This window comes from Anaplasma marginale str. Florida (genome assembly GCF_000215485.1).
Lineage (GTDB): Bacteria > Pseudomonadota > Alphaproteobacteria > Rickettsiales > Anaplasmataceae > Anaplasma > Anaplasma marginale.
Map to the genome: position 1 here is coordinate 1 of NZ_AFMS01000080.1, position 21459 is coordinate 21459.

Below are 21459 nucleotides of genomic sequence, written 5' to 3' on the forward strand. Positions count from 1 at the left end.
GGGTCATATGTAACGTTATAGGGTTTGTACAGAAGCTTGGACTACCCATCATGACTGGAGTGATACTAGGTTCTAGCATTATGGCTATCTTTGGTAAGCTTGCATGGCCTGCTATTGTGATGTTGGTTGTATTTACAGCTATATTCTTTGGTGCTGGTAAGCTTATGGCTAAATTTGCTGCTGGGTTGAGTGGTGACGGTATGGATAAGGCCGAGAACTTTGACTGTGCCACAGTGCGTAATAAGAGTACCAAGTAGGTGATGGTGCAGGGAGCTGTGGTGGTGCCAGGAGTTTGGAGATATGGGCTTGGGTTATTGTCGGGTGGTACCAAGAGCTTCGAATGGTGCAGAGAGCTGTGGTGGCATTGTAGTAAGTTGGGCTGAGGTGCCAGGGGTAGAAGGTACCAGAAGTTGGGAGATGCTGGTTACCGTTGAAGTGAACCGGTGCAGAGAGCTGTGTGTGGTTGGGATGACAACATTGGGTGAGCCCAGTAGAGTTGGGCTGAGGTGCCAAGAGGTGCTGTGAGGATGTAGGCACCAGGTTATGTCGGTGGTACCAAGAGCTTTGACTGTGCCGGTTATAAGGAGGCACGAATGAGGTGTTGTGCCCAGTAGAGTTGGGAGTGTGAGTGATGTTTCGAGGGAGAACGGTGATGATGCCAAAACTTAGATTCTTACTAATTGCTGGGGTATCAGCATTGGGTACAGCAAGGTGTAGTGGTGGTACCAAGAGCTTTGGCTGCGTAGGTAGTGTGGTAATGCCAGGATTGAGCATTACAGAAGTAGACCCTATAGCCCTGACCTCTATCACCTCAGCAACTATGGCCTTGTCCTCCTTACTCAGATTGGCACGGGCGCTCTCACACCTTCCTCTCTTTTGTTCCCCCATAGACTCAATCATCAACCGTACATGGGTAGATGCGCTGGTAGTGCCGGGAACCGCAAGTGGGTAGATGGTGGAGGGGCACCATTGGGGTGGGTGTCCTAGAATCCGAACCTGATTCCTAGTTCTACCCCTATATTGCGTAGCCCGAAGGATGCTGAGACCTTCTCCTTTGTTTTTCCTAATGGGCTGGCGTCATCGACTGCACGGTGGGCAGGGGTGTTGTCGTAGTTTGTGCCTAGTGTTTTGCTGGCAGTGCCCAGTATAGTTGGAAGTGTGGTCATAGGCTTGTGTGGTTGGGAAGACAACATTGGGTGGTTATAGATGGTAGCAATACCACAGTGGGATGAACCTGAGAAGTTATAGAGTAGGGGGGGTATGCTGTGGTAGAGGTTGGGTTGATATGGGAAAGTAGTGAGTGGTGTTGGTAAGAAGTAGGGGGTAAGTAGAGAGGCACTGATGGTGGTGCACCATTGGGTAGTAGAGTTGGGCTGAGGTGCCAAGGGTAGTGGAGGACAAGAGCTGTGGTGCCCAGTGGGGCGAGATGCCAGGGGCAGGAGGTACCAGAGGCGTAGGGAGATGCTGGTTACCGTTGAAGTGAACCGGTGCGGAGAGCTGTGGTGGTAAGTTGGGCTGGGATGCCGGGTTATGTAGGTGGTACCAAGAACTTCAAGTGTGTTTGTGGTGCAGAGGTGGTGGCATTGGTAGTGAGTTGGGCTGAGTGCCAAGGGTAGGAGGTACGAATGAGGCACCGGGAGTTTGGAGACGGGGGCTTGGGTGGTACCGGTGCAGAGCTGTGATGGCAAGGTGGGCTGAGATGCCAACGATGGTGTCGGTGGTGAGTGGTATACTACTAATCGTCGGGGAGCGTGCTAGAAAGGGCGGCAGCCGGGAGGATTGCACTGCCGGATTCGTTGCGGCAAGTCAACAAGGCAGGCATAGGCGTGAGGTTGGTGGCATTTGGGTGAAGGGTAGTGCATATAAAGCACAAATCAAAAAATCTGATCCTGTGTCTTGTGCGCTGGTAATATATCCACAGGTGTAGTTGTGAGCGCGTGCACGTGTTACCTGCACCAATATAATAAGGTGCAAATATTTGCAGGGCTATAGCCGCGATTTTTCTGCCTACTAGTACGTAATTGCCCAATGTGCTGTGCAGTAGGTTTAAATGCGCGTGATTTGCGCAATATTAAGATTTTTGTTTATATGCGAGATTTTTGCAACATAATCGCGTGCGCGCCTAAGGCCATAATTAATACACTCTGCCAACTAAAATAAAAGGAATCTTCAGTTTGTGTGCGCTAGACATGTTGCATGAGGAACACACTGGTCTCTCATTATCAGCATATCATTGAATACAGGAGGAAGTCGCTTATGGGCGTCGTTTTTGTGAATTATGCGCGGTCTTTTCTGGCCGGTACTATGGCTCTATCCGCCGTGTGCCTGAATTTCGCTTTGCCGTCTGTGGCACAGGCAGATGCCTCGGATTGGGAGCAGCAAGATGGGTTCTACGCCGGATTTACACTTAACCCCTCATATAGTAGAGTACAAAACTTCAAATTGAAAGACGCCGGGAATGACCCGGCGGGTATACTTGCCTACCACAGCGGAATTGGCACTGTGCCTGAGAGATTTGACTGGAACACATTGGATGCTAATGTAGAGTTCGGGAATAGTAGTTTTCCGGCGCTGGAAGGTATTATAGGGTTTAGTATGCAAGGCTTCAGGGTAGAGCTGGGCATAGGAAGAGAAGCATTCCCAGTAAAAACTGACGAGGCGGGTAGCAGTAGAACGTTTTTGCTTATCCGAAATCTTGCGCGTGCAGTGGCGCAGCACGATTCTGATACTATAGAAAGTGAACTTTTCCAACACACAGGAGGTGACACACAAAAAATCAAGTCTATGGTATCAGGCATTGAAGAAATGGAGGAGGCGCTGAGGGAAAGCGTTGAGCAGCGCTTTGTGGACATAATGCAGAGCATACAAAAAGACCCTAAGGCCGAATTCCCAAGAAGTGCAGTGAAGCACCTTGTTGCGGGCTATGGTGCAGAGAAATATAAATACAGCCCGAAACTAGTTGCTCAGAAAATAGCAGGGCTTAGTACACAGGGCGCAGCAAGCGTTGCGAGTAGCTTCATTAGGCACTTGGAAGGTGCGACTGTTGCCAGAATCAGTGGCATTACTTCAACATCTGTTACTCTAAATGTTTGTCGCGATGTTCCTACGTACATTCCAAACGCGAGATTGATACCTTACGCCTGCGCCGGTGTTGGTTGGGGATTCATAGGCATGTCCGGTGAAACTGCAACGCATCTCGTGTACAGAGTAAAGGGCGGCGCGCGTTATGCACTAACACCCCGTGTCCACCTAATAGCAGGCGCATTTCTGCAGGGTGTATTTGGCAGCGTGAAACACCAGGATATAGATACGGACGTCGTAGCTGGTAACATCTCCAAAGCGGCTAGCCACATTTCGTCTACATTCCGACTCAAAAACCTAGGTTTTAACATTGGAGCAAGTTTCTCAATTTAGCACCGCCAACCACAAAAATTCGGGGGCAGCAGCGCTGTTGCTCCCGGTGTGTTATACAGTTGCGCGCATAGTTGCAGGCAACAGGCGAAGCTTTTTTGGGCACGCGTATTTGCATAGTTTGGGCAGAGACATTCAAAACCTGAACCTAAGGTGGCTAAATCCTACCCCCATATTTTTTACTACAACCAGCGCATTGCATGAAGCATGTATATAATGTATCCGAAAAATGTGTGGTTTACCGTGCAATTGCTTGAAAAAACATAAATTCATCTTGCAATGTTCGCGGTGAAGCTGGTAGAATCCCGGGCACTGGGCTCGGCCCGGTTGTATATATGCTGGTGGTGGAGAGTTTGCCTATGCGCGCGGTTATTTTGCTGGGGAGAGGGAAAGTTGCTTTGTTTGCAGGCGCATGCTCAGTTGCAGTGTGTTTGTTTGCGTGTGTCGCGTCTGGCGCGGTACATATCGGGCATAAAGGTGCAGGTACGCGTCGTGTATATGTAGCCGGCACAGCAGGTTGGGCACGCAGTGCCGTGCGGGATTTGAGATTAGGAACTATCGACGGCAAAACTGCAGGGGTGTTGCCCTTGAGCCACACTCACGGCGCTGAGCACGCTGAACTGGTGGAGGATATAACAAGTTTCGACTGGAAGTCGCCAAATCCAGACATAAGTTTTGGATGTGGAGATTTCCCTGCGCTCGGGTGGTCAGCGGGATATGCCACAGGTAGAGTGAGATTTGAGTTCGGAATGGAAGGAAGGAGATTCCCTGTAAAAATCGATGGAGAGTCTGCAGGTGGGGCTGGTTTTTTCTTGTTACTCAAGAACCTCACCTACGCTCTCGCCTATAATGGCAGCACTAGCAGCCTTGCGGAAGCCCTGGAAAGCTGCACAGGATGCCAGGGCGGGCTAGTTATATACCCATCAGATGACAGTTTGGACACCGCAATATACAAGGTTTCCGTTGAGGGACACGATGATACCGAGTATAGTGCTGAGCGTGCAGCGGAACGGCTTGCACTGTTCAGCAGAGAAGATAGATTGGCTGCGGCTAAGCTGCTCAGTAAAGCGGCAGATGGCATCGGGGAAGTCTCTGCAGTGGTGGAGGTAAACGATATAGAAACCACAGCGGCCATGTTCAGTGCATGTTACGATGCCCCAGCGCGCGCATTCTCAGGGCGTCTTACCCCGTATGTTTGCGGAAGCGTCGGTGGAAATTTAGTCGATGTATCCGGTAACATCCTCTGGAAACTTGCATATAGAGCACGTCTAGGAGTGAACTACATGCTTACGCAAAGAGTCTCGGTGAATTTGGAAGCCTTTGTCCACAAGGTACCCGGTGAGGTGCGTTATAGAAAATTTGTCGTTGAGCATGTGCTGGGAGATACATATGCCGACCAGGGCAGCAATTTTGCTGACGTTGCACTCAAGCTTTCCTACTCTGGTTGCAATCTGGGGCTGAAGCTCGAGTTTTAGCTACGCACGTTTCCGTACCTGAAGTTGCGTACAGCCGCGCCCAGTGGCAACATGGGTGTTGCGCCTACCCAGCGGTGACGAGGCGCTGGAGACTGCACCAAACCGCCGGAAGGCAGGGCCACACCCGGCGGCGAGTAGCTTGCGTTGGTGTAGAGTATAGGAATTACGGCAGGAACTAGGCAAGATGTAGGGGCGTGCAAACCGCTCCCCTGCCCTATAACCGTGCCCCTAGGTAGTGTGAACAGTAATCTTTTCCAGATCCTTGCCTTAATCGTTGTATGTAAAGCACCATCCCACGTTGCAACCTTTGGCGCAGAAACATATAGAAGAACGCCAAGGCCGCAGTATATCCCACCGCCCCGTTCTACTACTCATAAATTTTCAGGTGAGTGCCGCCACTTTCCAGATTGCAACCATCGGCAATTTTTTCAACCTCCAAAAGACACAAGCCCCAACCCTCAAGCGTGGATAGCATGTGCCCTGCAGGCTGTCCCTGCGCAAATATTTCCTGCCCACATACCAATGTTTTCGTGTCTGAAAATACCGTGTATAGCTTCTTTTTCGCGCCTATACGCCACATCCGCGCTACAATTTCTTGCCCGATGTAACACCCCTTGTTCAAACTTATGGCGTTAAGTCTGTCCATCGCAAAGTGCAGCGGGAATGATTCATTTCTCACCATGTCTAGGACGCAGTTTGGAATCGTGCACTTAATTCTCAGCAGCTCGTACTCGTTTAAGTTCGGCAGCTCATCACAGGTTATCGACGCGGTGGTAGGCACAATCGCGCGCATCCACATCTTTGGGTCCCGTGGATCTTGAAACAGTATGGCATCCTCAAAATTTGCGGCATTTCCGCTATCAACCGTATTAGGATGCACCGCAACGGCGTATTCGTCATCGCAACGCTTCACCCTAACTTTTAGCTGCAATCTATATGAACGCAGCAATTCGGTGAGAGCATCCGCGTCCGCACTTGCGCAGTCTAGCAAGAAATTTTGTTCATGAGGGATTAGAAAGAAATCAAATACGTACCTTCCGCGGGGATTTAATATCAAATTGTATATAGGCTCCTGAGCCCCGATTCCAAGTACATCATTAGTAGTGATGCCGTGTAGAAACTTTCCAGCGTCAGGGCCATAAACCCTTAAAACACTGCGGTCGTGAAGCCGAAAAAGTTTCACTACTATCCCTCAATGGTGCGCCAGTAATCATCATACTAAACTTCATCCAATCAGGCAGTACTATTTGCACCTATAGCAGGATTGTTTTGCCTGCGGCGCAGCCATACTTTAACTACCGACAGCACTCCCCCGGCCGCCATCAGGGCAAACCCTGCCCATACCAGATTGATTAGTGGTTTGTAGTGCATCTGCACCGCTATCCCGCGATTTTTATCCACTTCACCTACTACTATGTATATGTCCGCAAGTAATCCGTGACAGATGCTACTTTCAGAATTTCTAATACCTTCGACATAGTAGAACCTACTTTCGGGGAACAATAGACACACTACTTTGCCTGATCTAGCCACGGAAAACTTCGCCCTTATGGCCTCGTTATGCGGCCGCTTTACCAGTGACACACCAGATAATGTCACGCTAAACCCGTGAATTTCTGCGGATTCGCGCTCTTTCATGTATTGTGTTACATCTTCCTGAAATGCAGTAGAGCAGATGATGCCAAACATGCAAACCGCAACACCGGCGTGTGTCATCATCATTGCATATCGCCCAAGGCTCACACGCCTGACCGCAGCACTCAGCCGCATTTGTGAGCTACGCACTCGATAAATGTAATCTTCCAGTATCGAAAAAAACAACAGCGCAGCCAGCAAAATTAACACTCCGGTGAGCCCAAGGGGCGCTGCAAAAGGTACAAGAAGTGTTGCGATTACGGAAGAAATTTTGAAGGTCATTTTAAATTTCTCCGAGCCGTCCCAACTTAGGCCAGAGAGCAATATCATAACCGAAAACAACGCTACGGATAGCACGCTGAACACGTTATTGTAATATGGCGCGCCTACAGATATGGTATCCCCCTCAAGCAGCTCTAGAATTATGGGATACACAGTCCCTGCCAAAACCACCAAAAACGCGGTCAACATTATTACGCTATTGGCCAAAATCGCGGTGAGTTTTGATATGCAGCCGAAGTGGCAGCAGGTCTCCGGCAAATTTCTGTACTTAATAACAAATGTTAGCAGCCCACCTACCGTTACTATCGTAACCAAAGCCAGTAGAAAAATGCCGCATCCTTGATCATTCGCGAAAGCATGGACAGAAACTAAAAACCCAGAGCGCACTAAAAATGTGCCGCACAAGCTGGAAATAAACGCCAGCAAAGCGAGCAAAAACGTAAAATTGCAATATATGCCGAACTTTTTCACCACCGGCATCATGTGAATGAGCGCCACCCCCAAAAACCACGGCATCAAGGAAACATTTTCAACCGGATCCCAAGACCAAAATCCTCCCCAACCTAATTCCCTATATGCCCACCATCCGCCAAGTGCTACACCCAGCGTGAGTAAAGTCCACGCGCCTAACACCCAACCACGTATAACCGCGACCCATTCTTTGGGGTCTATGCGCAAAACAAGTGCAGCAATCGTTATGGAAAATACTGCGCCAAAACCCGTATAACCCCCAAACAATACTGGGGGGTGAAGTGCAAGCCCGACATCCTGCAACATTGGGTTAAAACCCAGCCCGTCTGCGTCCAGGGTTATAACTTTCAGGAATGGATTTGCAAATATGACGCCAAACAGCGCAAAGCCAAAGCTGAGCAAGTTTTGTACGACGAGCGCAGCTCCTTTCAGATCGTCTCGCTTGACCAGAAGCGCAATAAGCGTTCCATATGCACTCAGCATCCATACAAACAGCAGGTTTGAGCCCTCATAGTTTCCCCATATCCCGCACACCTTGTACAGGAGTGGTTGAGTAGTATGCGAATTCTGATATACGTGTGCGTAGTTGAAGTGGTCCGTAACCCGCAGGTAGGTGAGCAGGGCTGCAGCTGCGCTGTATAACGAGAATGCCACGTGCGTCAGTGTTGCCCCCCACGCGGTTGATAAGCGCGCAACCACGGAACATAGCAGAGACAGCGCGCACGCGCACATTAAAAACGCGCCCAAGCCGCCCATCGAATATTGCATATAACCTCGCTGGCTTGTGTTTGAAACATCAGCCCCTGCTAGCGGCAGGTATGGACTAGCACTACTTTATAGCGAATGCGCCACTTACTCAACCGCTGGCACGCTCCACCGGATTCTAAACTAGCACGCGCTGTGGTTATCAACGGGCATGAGCGGCATCACCTAACAATTTTCACCCGCGGTACAGCGCGCGGGACGCGGCTTAGGATACCGGCATGGCCATGATATGCCAGTGCAGCCCACCACGTTTCGGTTGCACCCCAATTTATTCCCAAATGTGTGATACCGGCGGTGACTGCAGTATACGAAATTAGGGTTGTTTATAACATGACAATTTTTTATACTCCAGGTTTATCGCTTGAACGTACGCGTTCGACATTTTATGCAGTCTTTAGATAGTAGATATCAGCACAAAACCGTAGAAGAAGAGTGTAACGCCGCTTGGGATGAGCACAAAATTTACAAGTGGAAGGGAAACGTTGCACAGAGTTTTGTAATCGACACACCGCCGCCGACTGTGTCTGGAGTTCTGCACATGGGGCACGTTTTTAGTTACTGCCACACGGACTTCATAGCACGTTACCAAAGAATGGCCGGAAAGGACGTTTTCTACCCCATCGGCTTTGATGACAACGGGCTTCCAACCGAACGGCTGGTTGAAAAAATCAAAAAGTTGAGGGCAGTGCAGTTAGAGAGGGCGGAGTTCACCAAAATGTGCAGGGAGGTCTCGCACGAGTTCAGAACTAAGTTCAGAAATCTATTCAGGCGGCTGGGAATAAGCTACGATTGGGCGTTGGAATATCACACGGTCAGCGAAGAAGTACAGCGGCTCTCGCAGGCCTCTTTTCTCGATTTATACGCAAAAGACAAGCTATACAGAAAACAGCAGCCCATATTATGGGACACCGTAGATTGCACCGCTATAGCGCATGCGGAGGTTGAGGAGCTAGATCTGCACTCCCACTTAAACACCATTAGCTTTCACACAGTAGGTGGAGAGAAAATCGATATAGCCACCACCCGGCCGGAGCTTATACCTGCATGCGTGGCTTTGTTTTTCAATCCGGAAGATGATAGGTACACTCACCTACACGGCCAGTTTGCAGTGGTGCCCGTCGGGGGGCATAAAGTCAAAATTTTACCTGACGACAAAGTGCGAATTGACAAAGGCACAGGATTGGTAATGTGTTGCACATTTGGCGATGAAACAGACGTCTACTGGTGGCGCACACATAATTTAGACACCAAAACCATTGTGAGCAGGACCGGGCATATAGTAGACTTGGCGGAAGATACTCCAGATGCAAAAATCCCTGCAGCACAGTTTGACGGAATGCATGTGCAGAAGGCCAGAAAGGCGGTTTGTGACGCGCTGGAGGGCGCCGGATTGCTGGTTTCACAGGAGCCGATAGTGCACACTGTAAAGTGCGCGGAAAGGTCAGGCGCACCAATAGAGATATTGCTTAGCCACCAGTGGTTCGTGAGGGTAATGGAGCACAAGCACGAGCTTCTTGAGCAAGTACAAAAAGTGCAGTGGCACCCGGACAGCATGCGTAAACGCATGGAAATATGGATCGAAAACCTCAACTGGGATTGGTGCATATCTAGGCAGCGGTATTTCGGTGTACCGTTCCCGGTATGGTACTCCAAGCGTGAGGGCGAGGTGGGCAAGGTGCTTTTGCCCGATGTGCGCGATCTCCCCGTAGATCCATTGCGCGACCTGCCCAGCGGCTATGGCAGAGATGAAGTCGAACCGGATGTGGACGTTATGGACACGTGGGCCACCAGCTCCATATCGCCACAGTTTCTTACAAAATCTGTAGGGCAAGTGTTACGCAATGAGAATCTCGAGCCTTTATTTCCCACAGATCTCCGGGCACAAAGTCACGAAATTATACGTTCGTGGGCGTTCTACACAATGTTGAAGTCTTACTACCACAACGGAGAGATTCCGTGGCAAAACATAATGATCAGCGGATGGTGCCTTGCTGAGGATAAGACGAAAATGAGCAAATCCAAAGGCAATGCAATGGATCCCGAAAGTACACTAGATCTTTATGGGGCAGATTCCGTAAGATACTGGGCTGCGAAATCCCGCCTGGGGGCCGATACTGTATTTTCCGAAGAAGTGCTGAAAACTGGCAGAAGGCTCACAACCAAGCTGTGGAATGCGAGTAAGTTTGTAGCCACTTTTCTGCGCGATAACCCTCCCGCCGGCACGACAGCAGCACCTACAGATCTGTGGATACTATCCAAATTGCACAAAGCGGTTGCCCATAATACAGAAAACCTAAAACTTTTCGAGTACTGCGCAGCACTGAATCGCACAGAGGAATTTTTCTGGAAGGATTTTTGCGACAACTATCTGGAGCTGGTAAAGCATAGGGCGTACAATCACGGGTCGGCACACGGGCATGCCTCCGCTGTCAGCACTTTACATCATACCCTAAAAACCCTACTACTGCTGTTTGCACCGTTTCTACCGTATGTCACTGAGGCAGTATATGGTACACTTTTCTCCGGATGTATACACGCCCAAGAGTGGCCGAACGCTGACGAAATTCCCTACAATGCCTCACTTGAGCAGCACGGTGATGCATTAATAAAAATAGTGGAGGAAGTGCGCAAAGCGAAAACCCACGCGCAGGTTTCCGTCAAATACCCAGTCGAGCTCATAACCATAGGCGGACTTGCAACTGACTTTCCGGAATCTATGCTCGAGGATTTGAAACATATGTGCTGCGCAGAGCAGATCAAACTCACCGCACCAGACAGTGCAGAGCTTGCAGTCGCCGTAACATTGGCACCCACCGTGAGCAGCAACTAAGCGCATATGCACACGCCATGGGTCTAACCGAGTCCATAAGCCCGAAGTGTGCAATCTATGTGCGCCCCTTTTGCGGACTATAGCCGGCTGGTGTGCCTCGCATTAAAGTTGCTATAGTATTGGTAACAACTAGGCGCGTATCCCAGCACTATAGCCGGATGGTGTGTCTCGCATTGAAGTTGCCGTAATTGGTTACTGCAGACAACAACTAGGTGGCTAGTGTGCCACGACGCTGCTATAAAATCCCACCGTGAGCAGCCAAAAACTACACCCCACAACAAATAGGCCCTCTCGACCGGCCCGAAGTGTGCCCTGCACCTCGAAGTTGCTATAACATTGGGCCCGAAGTGTGCCCCACACTGATGTGCAATCTATGCGCGCTCCTTTCGGACTATGGCCCTGCACTTCTGCCGTAACATTGGCACCCACAGGCAGCAGTTAACCGCGTATCCCACACACCATGGGTCTAACCGAGTCCATAAGCTGAAGTGTGCCCTGCACTTCGAAGCTGCTATAACATTGGGCCCGAAGTTGCAATCTATGTGCGTTCCTTTTCGGACTATGGCCCTGCCAGTGTGCCACGACGCTGCTATAAAATCCCACCGTGAGCAGCCAAAAACTACACCCCACAACAAATAGGCCCTCTCGACCGGCCCGAAGTTGCAATCTATGTGCGTTCCTTTTTGGACTATTGCCCTGCAATGCAGCCGCTGGGAATTGACCGATTGAAACATCTACCAGTAGCGGATCAACTAAGCGCGAGTAACCAGACTCGTTACTCAAAGCAGGCATCTACAGCCATACGCGGCCCCATTGTTGTCCGAGCGCGCAATCACCCAACCACGGCGTATTCTAGACTTCCCTGCGGGATATTCTACTCTTCTCGCGCTGCCAGTCCCTGGTTTTTATAGCCTCGCGCTTATCGTATAGCTTTTTCCCCTTCACTATTGCAATTTTGATTTTTGCAATCCCCTTGTTATTGAAAAAGATCATCAGCGGCACCACAGCCAGACCCGACACTTTTATGTTGCCAGCAATTTTGTGGATCTCACGCTTGCGTAGTAGCAGCTTCCTCACACGCAACGGCTTATGATTTTTGCGGTCTGACCTGTTGTACTCGGAGATGTGTAGATTGTGTATCCACAGCTCCATGTCTTTTTCCAAGACGTAGGCGTCACCCATGTTTACTTTGCGCTGGCGCAGGGATTTCACCTCGCTCCCAACTAGCACCATCCCAGCGTCATACTCCTGTAGGACGAAATAGTCAAACCTCGCCTTGCGATTTTCCGCAACTATTTCCATTACTAGGAATTGCTTAGGTATTCCACAAGCCCCTTTATTGTGGTAACGCCAACATCATGCGCCTGAGCGAACGCAATGATCTCGGGCAGCCTGGACATGGTGCCATCAGGGTTCATAAGTTCACAGATAACCGCAGCGCTTGTCGCACCAGCAAGTTTGGCTATTTCCACGCTTGCCTCGGTGTGGCCCGCCCGCTTGGTAACCCCACCGCTATCGGCTATTATGGGAAACACATGCCCAGGAGTGACAATATCATCAGCAGTGCTATGCTCAGCAACTGCGGCTAGTATGGTCGTAGCACGATCATACGCAGACACCCCTGTGGTTATACCATACCTAGCATCTATAGATGTGGTAAAGGCTGTGCACCCGTCCTTTGCATTACGTCTGGGCATCAGCGCCAAGCCAAGCCTGTTCGCATGCTGCTCAGAAATTGCAAGGCATATAATGCCACTGCCATATCTTATCATCATGTTTATTGTAGCAACGCTGACTTTATCAGCAAGCACTACAAGATCACCCTCATTTTCTCTCTCCGCATCATCCAAAAGCACAAAAGCCTTGCCTTGGGAGGCGGCCTCGATAACCTCATCTATAGGAGCGAAAACCCCCGAAGCCAGTGGTTCAACATTCATACAAACCGACGCTCCACTTCACACAAATTCAATCTTCATAATTTGGTAGATCTTATAGTCGCCCCTAGGCGTTTTTACCTCAACACTATCCCCCTCTCTTCTGCCCAAAAGAGAGAGCACCAGCGGGGATTTTATGGAAATCATATTCTTCGATACATCCGCTTCATACTCACCAACAATCTGGTACTGCATCACACCTGTGGAGTCAGTCTGTTCGTCATACACTGATACCGTCACTGTAGCACCAAACATGACAGTATCCCCAGAAAGCTCAGATACATCTATCACTTCAGCCCTAGAACGCTTAGACTCAAGCTCCATTATTTTGCTCTCAACGAGCCCCTGTCTCTCACGCGCCGCATGATATTCAGCATTCTCAGAAAGGTCACCCAGCTCTCTAGCGTCTGATATAGACTTAATAATCTTAGGCCTTTCACTCTTGAGAGCCTCCAATTCCGCCTCTAACTTTTGGAATCCCCGCCTCGTGATCGGAAACCTGGTAGTCACGTAATCACTCATACAGCACCCATCCTCCACAGTCAAAAACTAGCAGCGAAACCCCTGATAACCTCCAAAAGCTTACCTTTTATATCATCAGCAATATCAGCTGACAAGGAAGACATAAGACCCCCATGCTCAGCACGAAGACGCTCCAGAAGGCCCCTTTCGAACTTACTAATCTCACTAACTGGAATGCCATTTACGCAGTCATCAGCGCCGGCAAGAACAACTGCAACCTGCTCTTCCACGGAAAGGGGTGAGTACTGCCCCTGTTTGAGTAGCTCCATAAACCTGCGCCCCTTTTCTAGCATAGCTTGAGAACTTGGGTCAAGATCGGAGCCAAACCTGGCAAAATCTTCCAACTCCCTGTACTGTGCCAGAGTGAGCTTCATAGAGCCAGCAACTTTCTTCACAGACTTAACTTGGGCTGCGGAACCGACGCGGGAAACGGATAAACCGACATTAATCGCGGGCCTGAACCCTTTGTGAAACAGTTCGGACTCTAGAAAGATCTGCCCATCGGTTATGGAAATCACATTGGTAGGTATGTAGGCAGACACGTCCCCAGCCTGTGTTTCGATGATGGGCAATGCAGTCAATGAGCCGCCACCCAGATCATCAGACAACTTTGCCGCTCTTTCCAAAAGCCGGGAGTGTATGTAAAACACATCACCAGGATACGCTTCCCTACCCGGAGGGCGCCGCAACAGCAGGGACATCTGCCTGTACGCAACGGCGTGTTTAGATAGATCATCATACACGATCAGGCAGTGCATGCCATTGTCCCGGAAAAATTCCCCCATGGCACACGCCGCATACGGAGCAAGATATTGTATTGATACCGGATCAGACGCACCAGCAGCCACCACTATTGTATAGTCCATGGCCCCTGTTTCCTTCAGTTTGTGCACCACCCTGGCAATGGAGGAATTCTTCTGGCCAATGGCAACATAAATGCAGTACATCCTGTTTTTCGCATCAGCCGTGTCGTTTGTTTTCTTCTGGTTGATGATGGTATCAAGCGCAATCGCAGTTTTGCCAGTTTTCCTATCACCGATAACAAGCTCACGCTGACCCCGACCAATGGGAATGAGCATGTCTACGGTTTTTATCCCAGTCTGCAAAGGCTCACATACAGGTTGCCTTGCCATTATGCCGGGCGCCTTCGCCTCCACTGGAAGCCTAGAATCAGCCACAATGGCATTGCCCCCATCCACTGGAGACCCAAGCGGATTTACCACTCTACCAAGCACAGACAGCCCTGCGGGCACGGTCATAAGTTCACCCGTACACTGCACAGAGTCCCCTTCGCGGATTTCTCTATCTTCCCCGAAAACCACAACGCTGCACGTATCACGCTCTAGCCCAGCGACTACGCCGCGCACTCCGGACGAGAAAGCCACAGTCTCACCAAATTTTACCCCACTCAGGCCATACACCAGGGCTATGCCGTCTTTTATAGCGACAACATCCCCAACACTACTGGTCTTAACTGGGCTGTCAAAACCCTCAATCCTCTCCTTTAGGATTTTGAGTATATCACCCGAGGACACAATGCTCATGTTTCACCATACCACAAAACTAGACACCGCAAACAACGCTCCTACTCACCCTTTCTAGCTCCCGCAAATGTCCAGCAAACGAGGCATCAATCACTAGAGAGTCCGCCTTCGCGATAAACCCACCAAGTATTGCAGGATCAACACGCTTAGTCACAGTTGCCGGCTCGCCATACTCTGACTTCACAATGCTCAATATCCTCTTCTCCTCGGCCGCAGACACCGGAGATGCTGTGGTTATTTCTAGCGCAAACTGGCCACGTGCGTGCATGAGCAGAACAAAAAACTCCTCAAACATGTCAGACAGCAGGCCAAACTTGCCGTCTTTGACAACCACACACACAAAACCCACCAGGGTGCGACTTAACTTACAGCTCTTGCCCAAAGCTTGCAACACCGCAATTTTGTTCTCTTTCGGAGTTACGGGATTCGCGAAAAACGCACGGACCTCGCCATCTGCAGTGAGTGCAGCACGCACTAGCTTGATCTCCTCGCAGATGCTGTCCGCGCTATCCACAACTATGTCTAACAAAGCACGTGCATAACAGTACGCAACGCGCCCATTCCCGTGTTTCCTCACAACATCCAAAAACAAAGAACATAGAACACCCGCCGTATTATTGCCTACACCGCACGCCCAGTCAAGTGGTTTCCCTGCAATACACCCACGCCAGAATACTGCTGTCCATGCTTTCAGTTACATGTGCGTTTTAGCATTCCAGCGTTATGAAATATACTAAAAATAGGCCCGCTGCAGCATAGTGCAGGGAAATATGCCCCACAGATTGAGGGGTCTTTTGCGCATTTTTTGCATTCCGCTATTGAACGCTGCACATTTCCACCTTTTGGCAGTGTAGCTGCCTTGCGCATGAGCCATAAACTGTTGAGCGCGGCAATGGTGCCGCATAGTTCGCGATTGGTACGCCTGTTTGCTCGTCAACATAAGCGCTTGCTCGCGCAAGCCGTACCGCGTCTTTGCTTTGAGTTCTGCACCGCTATATGTAACCCCACTCATGACAACACGCTACCCACACTTATAGCATCTTCAAACAGCAAGTGGCCGCTACCAGCGCGAGGAAGCCGACCAGCAGCACTGGCAAGCGCGTCTAATTTATCGGGGTAGGAGTATTTGCTGCAACCAACAGAATGGCAAAGTACTGTGCTGGACATTTATGGCACAAGATCATACAAAAAGCTAAGGTCTGCAAGATACCCAGCGTATTTCAAGTAGCAGTATAGGCCAGAGAATATTGCGGAAATTATGGTTACTATCAAAACTTTCACGCCCAAGTGAGCACGTTTGGGAGCGCTACTGGCAAAACCCGTCTGGGGTTGCGCGTCTACCTCAATGTTTATAGGCAGCGCAATGAAAATAGCAACCCACCAGGTGATGGTAAATACTAGCAGCGCCCCAGCAACCACCGTTTATCCCAACCATTGCACAGAATTGAATGCGTTGCAGGCCGAGCATTCATGGCTCCACTCGGGCAATACAGAACAACATTTTGTGCACCGCCATTGCATATTGGGTACGGAGTCTTTTTGCATTTTTGTGATCCAGTATACAACTTCGTCAATATTTCCTATGCGCGCCATGACGTCTGCCATGAGACAGTAAAGCTCAACATACTTGTACCTAGCAATGGCACGCTTAGCATGCTGCTCGGCTGCGTTGTACTGCTTAGCGTTCATATATCGCTTGACGGACAATATCATACTAACGTAGTGATCGGGATTTAAGCTACTGAGCCGCTCCGTTGCCGTGTCATAATCTTGTGACACTGCCAAGTACGCCGTCACTATTTCTGGGTGTGGCGTGGTTTTATAGCAGGCTTCCAATGCATCCCTAGCCTTTTGCGGGTTGCCCAATTTTTCGTGGGTCTTGGCTTTCAAAATGGCTGCATGCATGTCTGTTGCCCGCCCTACCAACTTGAGGCCTTCTTTATAGTCACCCCGCTGATAGCATGACCTAGCAAGCATTAGGCAAGCTATATCTGCCATTCTCTCGTGTTTGTAGGGAAGAACAATACCTCGCTTAGCTGCCAGCTTTACCTCCACCAGCACTGTATCCCAGTCTCCCTCTATGCGGGCAATTTCCAACCTAAACATTGCAGCCCAAGGTGCTCGGTGGAACACATCACACAACCTTCGCAACACCCTCAACTTGCAGTCTTTGCTTCGTTCGCCATTTAGCGACTCCACCAACCACAACCCCAGTCTCGCATCAGGCAAGCTGCTACCCTTGAGCAGAAGCAGCGGTTTTTCTGCCATTTCATACTGTCCGAGCCTAAACCATGCACATGTTTCCAACATCGCAAGAGAATAGCGATCAAGCGCACGAAGCTTCTCCACTGTATTCACAATTTGCTCGTGGTTCATGGCTCCGCCAAGGCTCAGTAGGGCATATCCCCTGCCCAAAGATTCGTACTGCCTGGCGACAGACTTACATTTGATTTTATACACAAGCAGCGCGCAGGCTAGGCATAATCGTAGTAAAGCAGCGAGCAGAAGCGCTAGAGCACACGCCATAAAAACTATAAACACGGTGTTCGCCTCTATGACGTATCCAGCAATTTCTATTTTGAGCACGAGCTCTTCGTAATTCTGTATAGCCAATCCAGCCGCCAGGGACGCTACTATGCAAATCAACAAATAGGTGATCATATTCCCTCTGGATTACTGTTAACACGCTCTATCAGCCGGTCATATATCGTGGACAAGCTCCTCTCGATCTCTAGTATGGATTCTAGATCTTGTACCCAAGATTTTATGCCGGGCACGGGGCTTAAAGCAGCATCGTTGGCCACATTTAAACAATCCTCCCAGGCGCCCTGGCGTGCCAGGCGCTCTAGGCGCTCAAATTCCCGCCACAGGGCTTCATTGCGATTTTCTATTGATATCCATTTTGACAGGTGTTTGCCAATTGGGCCAACCACAGTCGCACGTAACCTCTTGCGAAGATCAGATAAGTCCTCAACCAGGTCTCTATACCCCCTCCTTGGATTGAACCCCTCAACAACTTTGAAGTTGTCATCAATCTGCTGGTCACGCAATTCCGCAAGCATGGGCTTTACCGCGTAGACCGCATCATGAGACATTGCACCCAAGGCAAAGGCTCTGCGCAGGTCCGCCACCATGAGCAAAAGCCTGGCCAAACACTCCGTACGTACGCACCCATCTTTGTTTACCACAATGGTATTCTTGCGAGAGGCCAAGCTTTTTAGCTGCTGCACCTCTGATGACAAGCCAGACAATGCTGCGTTTGTGTGCGCATGGTCACTTACAAGTTTCTCAATGTTAACCGAGAAATTTAACAGCATTTCTCTACACTCTAGAACGAAATATGTAATTCCCCCCATACACAGAGACAGAATACAAAAAATTCCTATCCATCCACAATTTTCTGCCTTCATTTACTTACTCATATCTAAGAATATCAACCGGGTTTTGGCGCGCAGCCACAATCGCTGGAGGCACAGCAGCCAATAGTGAAGCGCTGAGAGATAGCATAACGACCCTTGCGATATCTCCAAACATCATCTCTGGTGATATCCCCTCCAGGCAGTACGCTATTGATTCAAAAAGTGTTCCGTGCCCAAAGGAACTGAAAAAGTTGTTTATGTTCTCAATGTTTGCGGAAAAAGCAACGCCTAAAATACATCCGAAACTGGTTCCCAATATCCCTATGAAAGCCCCACACATGCAGAAGATGCGCATAACTGCGTATCTGCTCACGCCCATTGTGCGCATTATAGCAATGGCACCTCTTTTGTCCCGCACAAGCACAGATATCCCTGAAATTATGTTAAAGGCCGCAACAATGACGATAAGGGCCAGGATAAAAAACATGGCGTCACGCTCCAATTCAAGGGCGCGGAAGTATTGCCCCTGTTGCACTTTCCAATCTTCCACTTTTAGGCTAGTTCTCCTTGCAATTTCAACGAGGGCCTCGGAAGATTTTGTCACATCCTCAAGAAATACCTCTATGTACTTTATCTTATTTGCATATCCAAAAAGCAATTGGGAATCCCGCAATGGAATGTACGCAAAAGCGCTGTCATATTCGTACACGCCTACATCAAAAATGCCGGTCACCTTGTATGTCTTCGTACGTGGCACAGCGCCAAAAATTGTCGGGGAAGTTTCCGGGGAAATGATAGTGATTTCATCACCATAATCAGCGCCAATGCTCTCTGCAAGCCTAAAACCTAAAACTATTCCTTCCTCAAGCATGTCTACATCACCCCTTACAACATATCCATGCAACTTGCGGTGTATATCACACATGTGCATACCGCGCACTACCGCGCCCATAATGTTGTTCTCGTATTTTAGCAGGGCTTGCCCTTCAATAACCGGTGCGGCAGAAACCACGTCCGGCACATGGTGAATCTCGGCAATGACATTTGGATAATCTGGGCGATTGCAATGGATGGTAATATGGCCGTTCATGCCCAAAATGCTGGATAGCAGCTTCGCAGAAAAGCCATTCATCACTGATGTGACTGATATTAGCGTTGCAACTCCTATGCAAATGCCCAAAATGGAAAGGACAGTTGCCGTAGAAAATAGGAACCGCCCCCCGTTAGATTGTATATACCTTCTGGCTAACAGCCATTCCAAGCCCATAACACCGCCGCTCACATGTAGGCCACATCTACAGCACGTATAGCACGCTTCTAGGGCAGTTACAATTTCTCCGGCGTGGTATTCCGCAGTTGCGCTGGGAATTGCAGCACGGAAAAATTAAATTAACAACTGAAAGATGTCTGTGCATGCAAAATACCACCCGGCTGCACGTGTTGTTGTCGGTGCGCTGCGGCTTTATCAATGCATGCAGCAACTAGACATCCATGCGATACCGCGTACACTAGAAATGCTGGGCAATGGGGTGCCCAGTCGCATTCCGCAAGCGGTATAACAGTGAAGATTACTCCATCAAAGTTGAGAGATTTTTTCAATAGTCCAGAAAGCTACGGGAGCGTGCTGCTTCACGGAAGTGATTACAGCAGGATGAGTATGTATACGCAGAAAATCCTGGATCGCATTAATCGCAATGGTGAATTTGTCATCCACAAAATGGAATTTCTCAGGGCCAATCGGGACCCGGAGCAGTTGCTGGTTAGTTTAATGACCGTTCCAATGTTCGGGCAAAAGCCTCTAGTCCTCCTCACTGATGCAAAAGACATGCTATCCGCAGACCTAAAAACCATCATGGCAGGCATTGATACGCAGCATTGTTACGTGATAATACAAGCCCGTGAGCTCTCGGGAGCTTCTACACTCAAGAGTTATTATAACAACCACAAAATATTCGCTGCCGTGGGTTGCTATAAAGAGGAGGACGTGGGCTTTATAGTGGCTGATTTTCTCGCAAAGCATGAGATATCCTACGAGCATAGCACGTTCAAACTGCTCTGCACCACGCTAAAACACAGTGCCGCCGGTATACAACCTGAGCTGGAAAAGTTATTGCTATATCTGGGTGAAAAAAAATCTCTGTCAACAGAAGACGTACAAAAAAGCCTGTCTACCGACGTAGACCCCGCGCTGGATGACATTTGCGTGGCAATAGCAGACGGTAATTTGGAAGATGTTTTGAAATGTGCGGATACTCTAATGCAGCATAGAATATCTCCAATACTGGCTATAAGGTCCAGCCTGAAGTATTTCATGCAACTTGAATATTTGCTGAGGGCAGCCCAGAATCAAGTAAGTATTGATAACGCCCTGAAGGCATTGCAGCCTCCAGTATTTTTTAGACTCATCCCTAAACTCAAGAGGAATGCTGCGTCGGTCTCGTATAGGACATTACAGGTAATATTGCGTAGGCTGTTAGAAGCAGAAATGCAATGTAAGCTTTCTGACGCAACTCAGGAAGTGGTTTTTAAATACCTAATGTGCTCGCTGGCCGCGTTTGTGAAACGTGCTGAGGGCAAGCAATTGCATCAATACGCGCACCATAGCCTATGACAACTGGTCTCTGCCATTTACGTAGGCACCTCCTATCTCTTCCGCCTCTATAGCTGCAGCTAGAATCGCAAGTTTGCCAACTGTCCGCCAAATGCGCTTTTTCTCCTCCGCGATGCCAGAGCCTACATCAGCAAACCCGCATCCGGGGGCGTTTAGGCTTTCAAACCTGCTCCTGGTAGAGTTATATCTGCACAGATAACACACGGGTTCTGCCCCCACACAATATAACAACGGCTCTGCTGCGTGGGTGCCAAATACCTCACTGGTTGGAACACCTTCTTGCAACACTACGCTCTCTACCGGGTTGTTTTCCTTAATCATGCGCATTTTGTTGCGATTTTTTTTGTTCATGTTGAGCACATCTTCCCCGCTGTATACCTCTATTACACCCATGCCATAGGTTCCATTGTCAGCCTTGATAAAAACATGCGGAGTGCAATCCAACCCGTAGAAGCGAAATTTTTCTCCAATTTTGGATATCAAATCTTCAACGCCACTGGCAACATCATCGATACCCTTCCTGCTAACAAAATCCACATCCTGACAGTGCGCAAAAAGTGTGCAGACCCCCCATTTATCTATTCCAAATTCCGTGCAGAACTTTTCCGCCACTTCGCTGT

At 49.3% G+C, this 21459-nt stretch carries 20 protein-coding genes; 7 read left to right on the plus strand and 13 right to left on the minus strand.

All coding sequences use genetic code 11. The features are described 5' to 3' along the window. Both GAC_RS02190 and GAC_RS05725 read left to right on the plus strand, forming a co-directional pair. The coding region (locus GAC_RS02190; RefSeq protein ID WP_037349276.1) for a TrbC/VirB2 family protein at positions 1-257 on the plus strand (257 nt) is incomplete at its 5' end. 374 nt (positions 258-631) lie between these two features. Continuing rightward, a complete protein-coding gene (locus GAC_RS05725; protein WP_010270835.1) occupies positions 632-952 on the plus strand; it encodes a hypothetical protein in 321 nt (106 codons plus the stop codon). Between the two features lie 31 nt (positions 953-983). Here GAC_RS05725 and GAC_RS05430 read toward each other — a convergent pair whose 3' ends face one another. Continuing rightward, a complete protein-coding gene (locus GAC_RS05430; RefSeq protein WP_101604454.1) occupies positions 984-1193 on the minus strand; it encodes a hypothetical protein in 210 nt (69 codons plus the stop codon). Positions 1194-1708: 515 nt separating this feature from the next. On the opposite strand from GAC_RS05430, the gene GAC_RS02210 reads away from it, so the two are divergent. The 3 genes from GAC_RS02210 to GAC_RS02225 all read left to right on the plus strand — a co-directional run bounded on the left by GAC_RS02210 (position 1709) and on the right by GAC_RS02225 (position 4886). Further along, positions 1709-1927, plus strand: coding sequence for a hypothetical protein (locus GAC_RS02210; protein ID WP_041641625.1), 219 nt, complete (start codon positions 1709-1711; stop codon positions 1925-1927). Between the two features lie 329 nt (positions 1928-2256). Beyond that, on the plus strand, positions 2257-3414 hold the full coding sequence (locus GAC_RS02215) for a P44/Msp2 family outer membrane protein (protein WP_010268719.1): 1158 nt from the start codon (positions 2257-2259) through the stop codon (positions 3412-3414). A gap of 530 nt (positions 3415-3944) precedes the next feature. Beyond that, the gene (locus GAC_RS02225) at positions 3945-4886 is read left to right on the plus strand and encodes a P44/Msp2 family outer membrane protein (RefSeq protein ID WP_240366671.1); all 942 of its coding nucleotides are present in this window, start codon (positions 3945-3947) and stop codon (positions 4884-4886) included. 367 nt (positions 4887-5253) lie between these two features. On the opposite strand, the gene ygfZ is transcribed toward GAC_RS02225, so the two are convergent. Then, positions 5254-6069 carry a CAF17-like 4Fe-4S cluster assembly/insertion protein YgfZ gene (gene ygfZ / locus GAC_RS02230; RefSeq protein ID WP_010266184.1) on the minus strand — a complete coding sequence of 272 codons (816 nt, stop codon included), beginning with the start codon at positions 6067-6069 and terminating at the stop codon, positions 5254-5256. 50 nt (positions 6070-6119) lie between these two features. After that, entirely contained in the window at positions 6120-7928 is a 1809-nt protein-coding gene (locus GAC_RS02235; RefSeq protein WP_227013272.1) for a heme lyase CcmF/NrfE family subunit, read from the minus strand. 496 nt (positions 7929-8424) lie between these two features. Between GAC_RS02235 and GAC_RS02240 the strand changes: the two genes are divergently transcribed. Further along, on the plus strand, positions 8425-10869 hold the full coding sequence (locus GAC_RS02240) for a valine--tRNA ligase (protein ID WP_010268726.1): 2445 nt from the start codon (positions 8425-8427) through the stop codon (positions 10867-10869). Positions 10870-11721: 852 nt separating this feature from the next. Here GAC_RS02240 and smpB read toward each other — a convergent pair. From smpB to GAC_RS02290, 9 genes are all read right to left on the minus strand, one after another. Then, positions 11722-12171, minus strand: coding sequence for an SsrA-binding protein SmpB (gene smpB, locus GAC_RS02245; protein ID WP_010266209.1), 450 nt, complete (start codon positions 12169-12171; stop codon positions 11722-11724). A 2-nt stretch (positions 12172-12173) separates the two neighbouring features. Then, the gene (gene ribB / locus GAC_RS02250) at positions 12174-12806 is read right to left on the minus strand and encodes a 3,4-dihydroxy-2-butanone-4-phosphate synthase (RefSeq protein ID WP_011114615.1); all 633 of its coding nucleotides are present in this window, start codon (positions 12804-12806) and stop codon (positions 12174-12176) included. An 18-nt stretch (positions 12807-12824) separates the two neighbouring features. Next, a complete protein-coding gene (gene greA / locus GAC_RS02255; protein ID WP_029209753.1) occupies positions 12825-13325 on the minus strand; it encodes a transcription elongation factor GreA in 501 nt (166 codons plus the stop codon). 20 nt (positions 13326-13345) lie between these two features. Then, positions 13346-14869, minus strand: coding sequence for a F0F1 ATP synthase subunit alpha (gene atpA / locus GAC_RS02260; protein WP_010266218.1), 1524 nt, complete (start codon positions 14867-14869; stop codon positions 13346-13348). Positions 14870-14888: 19 nt separating this feature from the next. Further along, on the minus strand, positions 14889-15461 hold the full coding sequence (gene atpH, locus GAC_RS02265; RefSeq protein WP_010266221.1) for an ATP synthase F1 subunit delta: 573 nt from the start codon (positions 15459-15461) through the stop codon (positions 14889-14891). Between the two features lie 575 nt (positions 15462-16036). Beyond that, positions 16037-16288, minus strand: coding sequence for a DUF1467 family protein (locus tag GAC_RS02275; RefSeq protein ID WP_010266228.1), 252 nt, complete (start codon positions 16286-16288; stop codon positions 16037-16039). Between the two features lie 3 nt (positions 16289-16291). Continuing rightward, positions 16292-17530, minus strand: coding sequence for a CDC27 family protein (locus GAC_RS02280; protein WP_010270875.1), 1239 nt, complete (start codon positions 17528-17530; stop codon positions 16292-16294). Beyond that, positions 17527-18279: a hypothetical protein gene (locus tag GAC_RS02285; RefSeq protein ID WP_010266232.1), complete on the minus strand. Its 753-nt coding sequence runs from the start codon at positions 18277-18279 to the stop codon at positions 17527-17529. The genes GAC_RS02280 and GAC_RS02285 overlap by 4 nt, the downstream gene beginning before the upstream one ends. Positions 18280-18283: 4 nt before the next feature. After that, positions 18284-19510 (minus strand): lipoprotein-releasing ABC transporter permease subunit, encoded by a 1227-nt coding sequence (locus GAC_RS02290; protein WP_012659118.1) that lies wholly within the window; start codon positions 19508-19510, stop codon positions 18284-18286. Between the two features lie 186 nt (positions 19511-19696). On the opposite strand from GAC_RS02290, the gene holA reads away from it, so the two are divergent. After that, entirely contained in the window at positions 19697-20839 is a 1143-nt protein-coding gene (gene holA / locus GAC_RS02295; RefSeq protein ID WP_012659119.1) for a DNA polymerase III subunit delta, read from the plus strand. Here holA and GAC_RS02300 read toward each other — a convergent pair. Then, the coding region (locus GAC_RS02300; protein ID WP_037349281.1) for a glutamate--cysteine ligase at positions 20834-21459 on the minus strand (626 nt) is incomplete at its 5' end. The two genes, holA and GAC_RS02300, sit on opposite strands and share 6 nt — an antisense overlap.

Excerpts from the sequence above, each read along its gene's own strand:
- GAC_RS05725 (WP_010270835.1), top strand. The coding sequence starts at position 632 with ATGTTTCGAGGGAGAACGGTGATGATGCCAAAACTTAGATTCTTACTA.
- GAC_RS05430 (WP_101604454.1), bottom strand. The coding sequence starts at position 1,193 with ATGTTGTCTTCCCAACCACACAAGCCTATGACCACACTTCCAACTATA.
- GAC_RS02210 (WP_041641625.1), top strand. The coding sequence starts at position 1,709 with ATGGTGTCGGTGGTGAGTGGTATACTACTAATCGTCGGGGAGCGTGCT.
- GAC_RS02215 (WP_010268719.1), top strand. The coding sequence starts at position 2,257 with ATGGGCGTCGTTTTTGTGAATTATGCGCGGTCTTTTCTGGCCGGTACT.
- GAC_RS02240 (WP_010268726.1), top strand. The coding sequence starts at position 8,425 with ATGCAGTCTTTAGATAGTAGATATCAGCACAAAACCGTAGAAGAAGAG.
- smpB (WP_010266209.1), bottom strand. The coding sequence starts at position 12,171 with ATGGAAATAGTTGCGGAAAATCGCAAGGCGAGGTTTGACTATTTCGTC.
- ribB (WP_011114615.1), bottom strand. The coding sequence starts at position 12,806 with ATGAATGTTGAACCACTGGCTTCGGGGGTTTTCGCTCCTATAGATGAG.
- greA (WP_029209753.1), bottom strand. The coding sequence starts at position 13,325 with ATGAGTGATTACGTGACTACCAGGTTTCCGATCACGAGGCGGGGATTC.
- atpA (WP_010266218.1), bottom strand. The coding sequence starts at position 14,869 with ATGAGCATTGTGTCCTCGGGTGATATACTCAAAATCCTAAAGGAGAGG.
- GAC_RS02280 (WP_010270875.1), bottom strand. The coding sequence starts at position 17,530 with ATGATCACCTATTTGTTGATTTGCATAGTAGCGTCCCTGGCGGCTGGA.
- GAC_RS02285 (WP_010266232.1), bottom strand. The coding sequence starts at position 18,279 with ATGAAGGCAGAAAATTGTGGATGGATAGGAATTTTTTGTATTCTGTCT.
- holA (WP_012659119.1), top strand. The coding sequence starts at position 19,697 with ATGCATGCAGCAACTAGACATCCATGCGATACCGCGTACACTAGAAAT.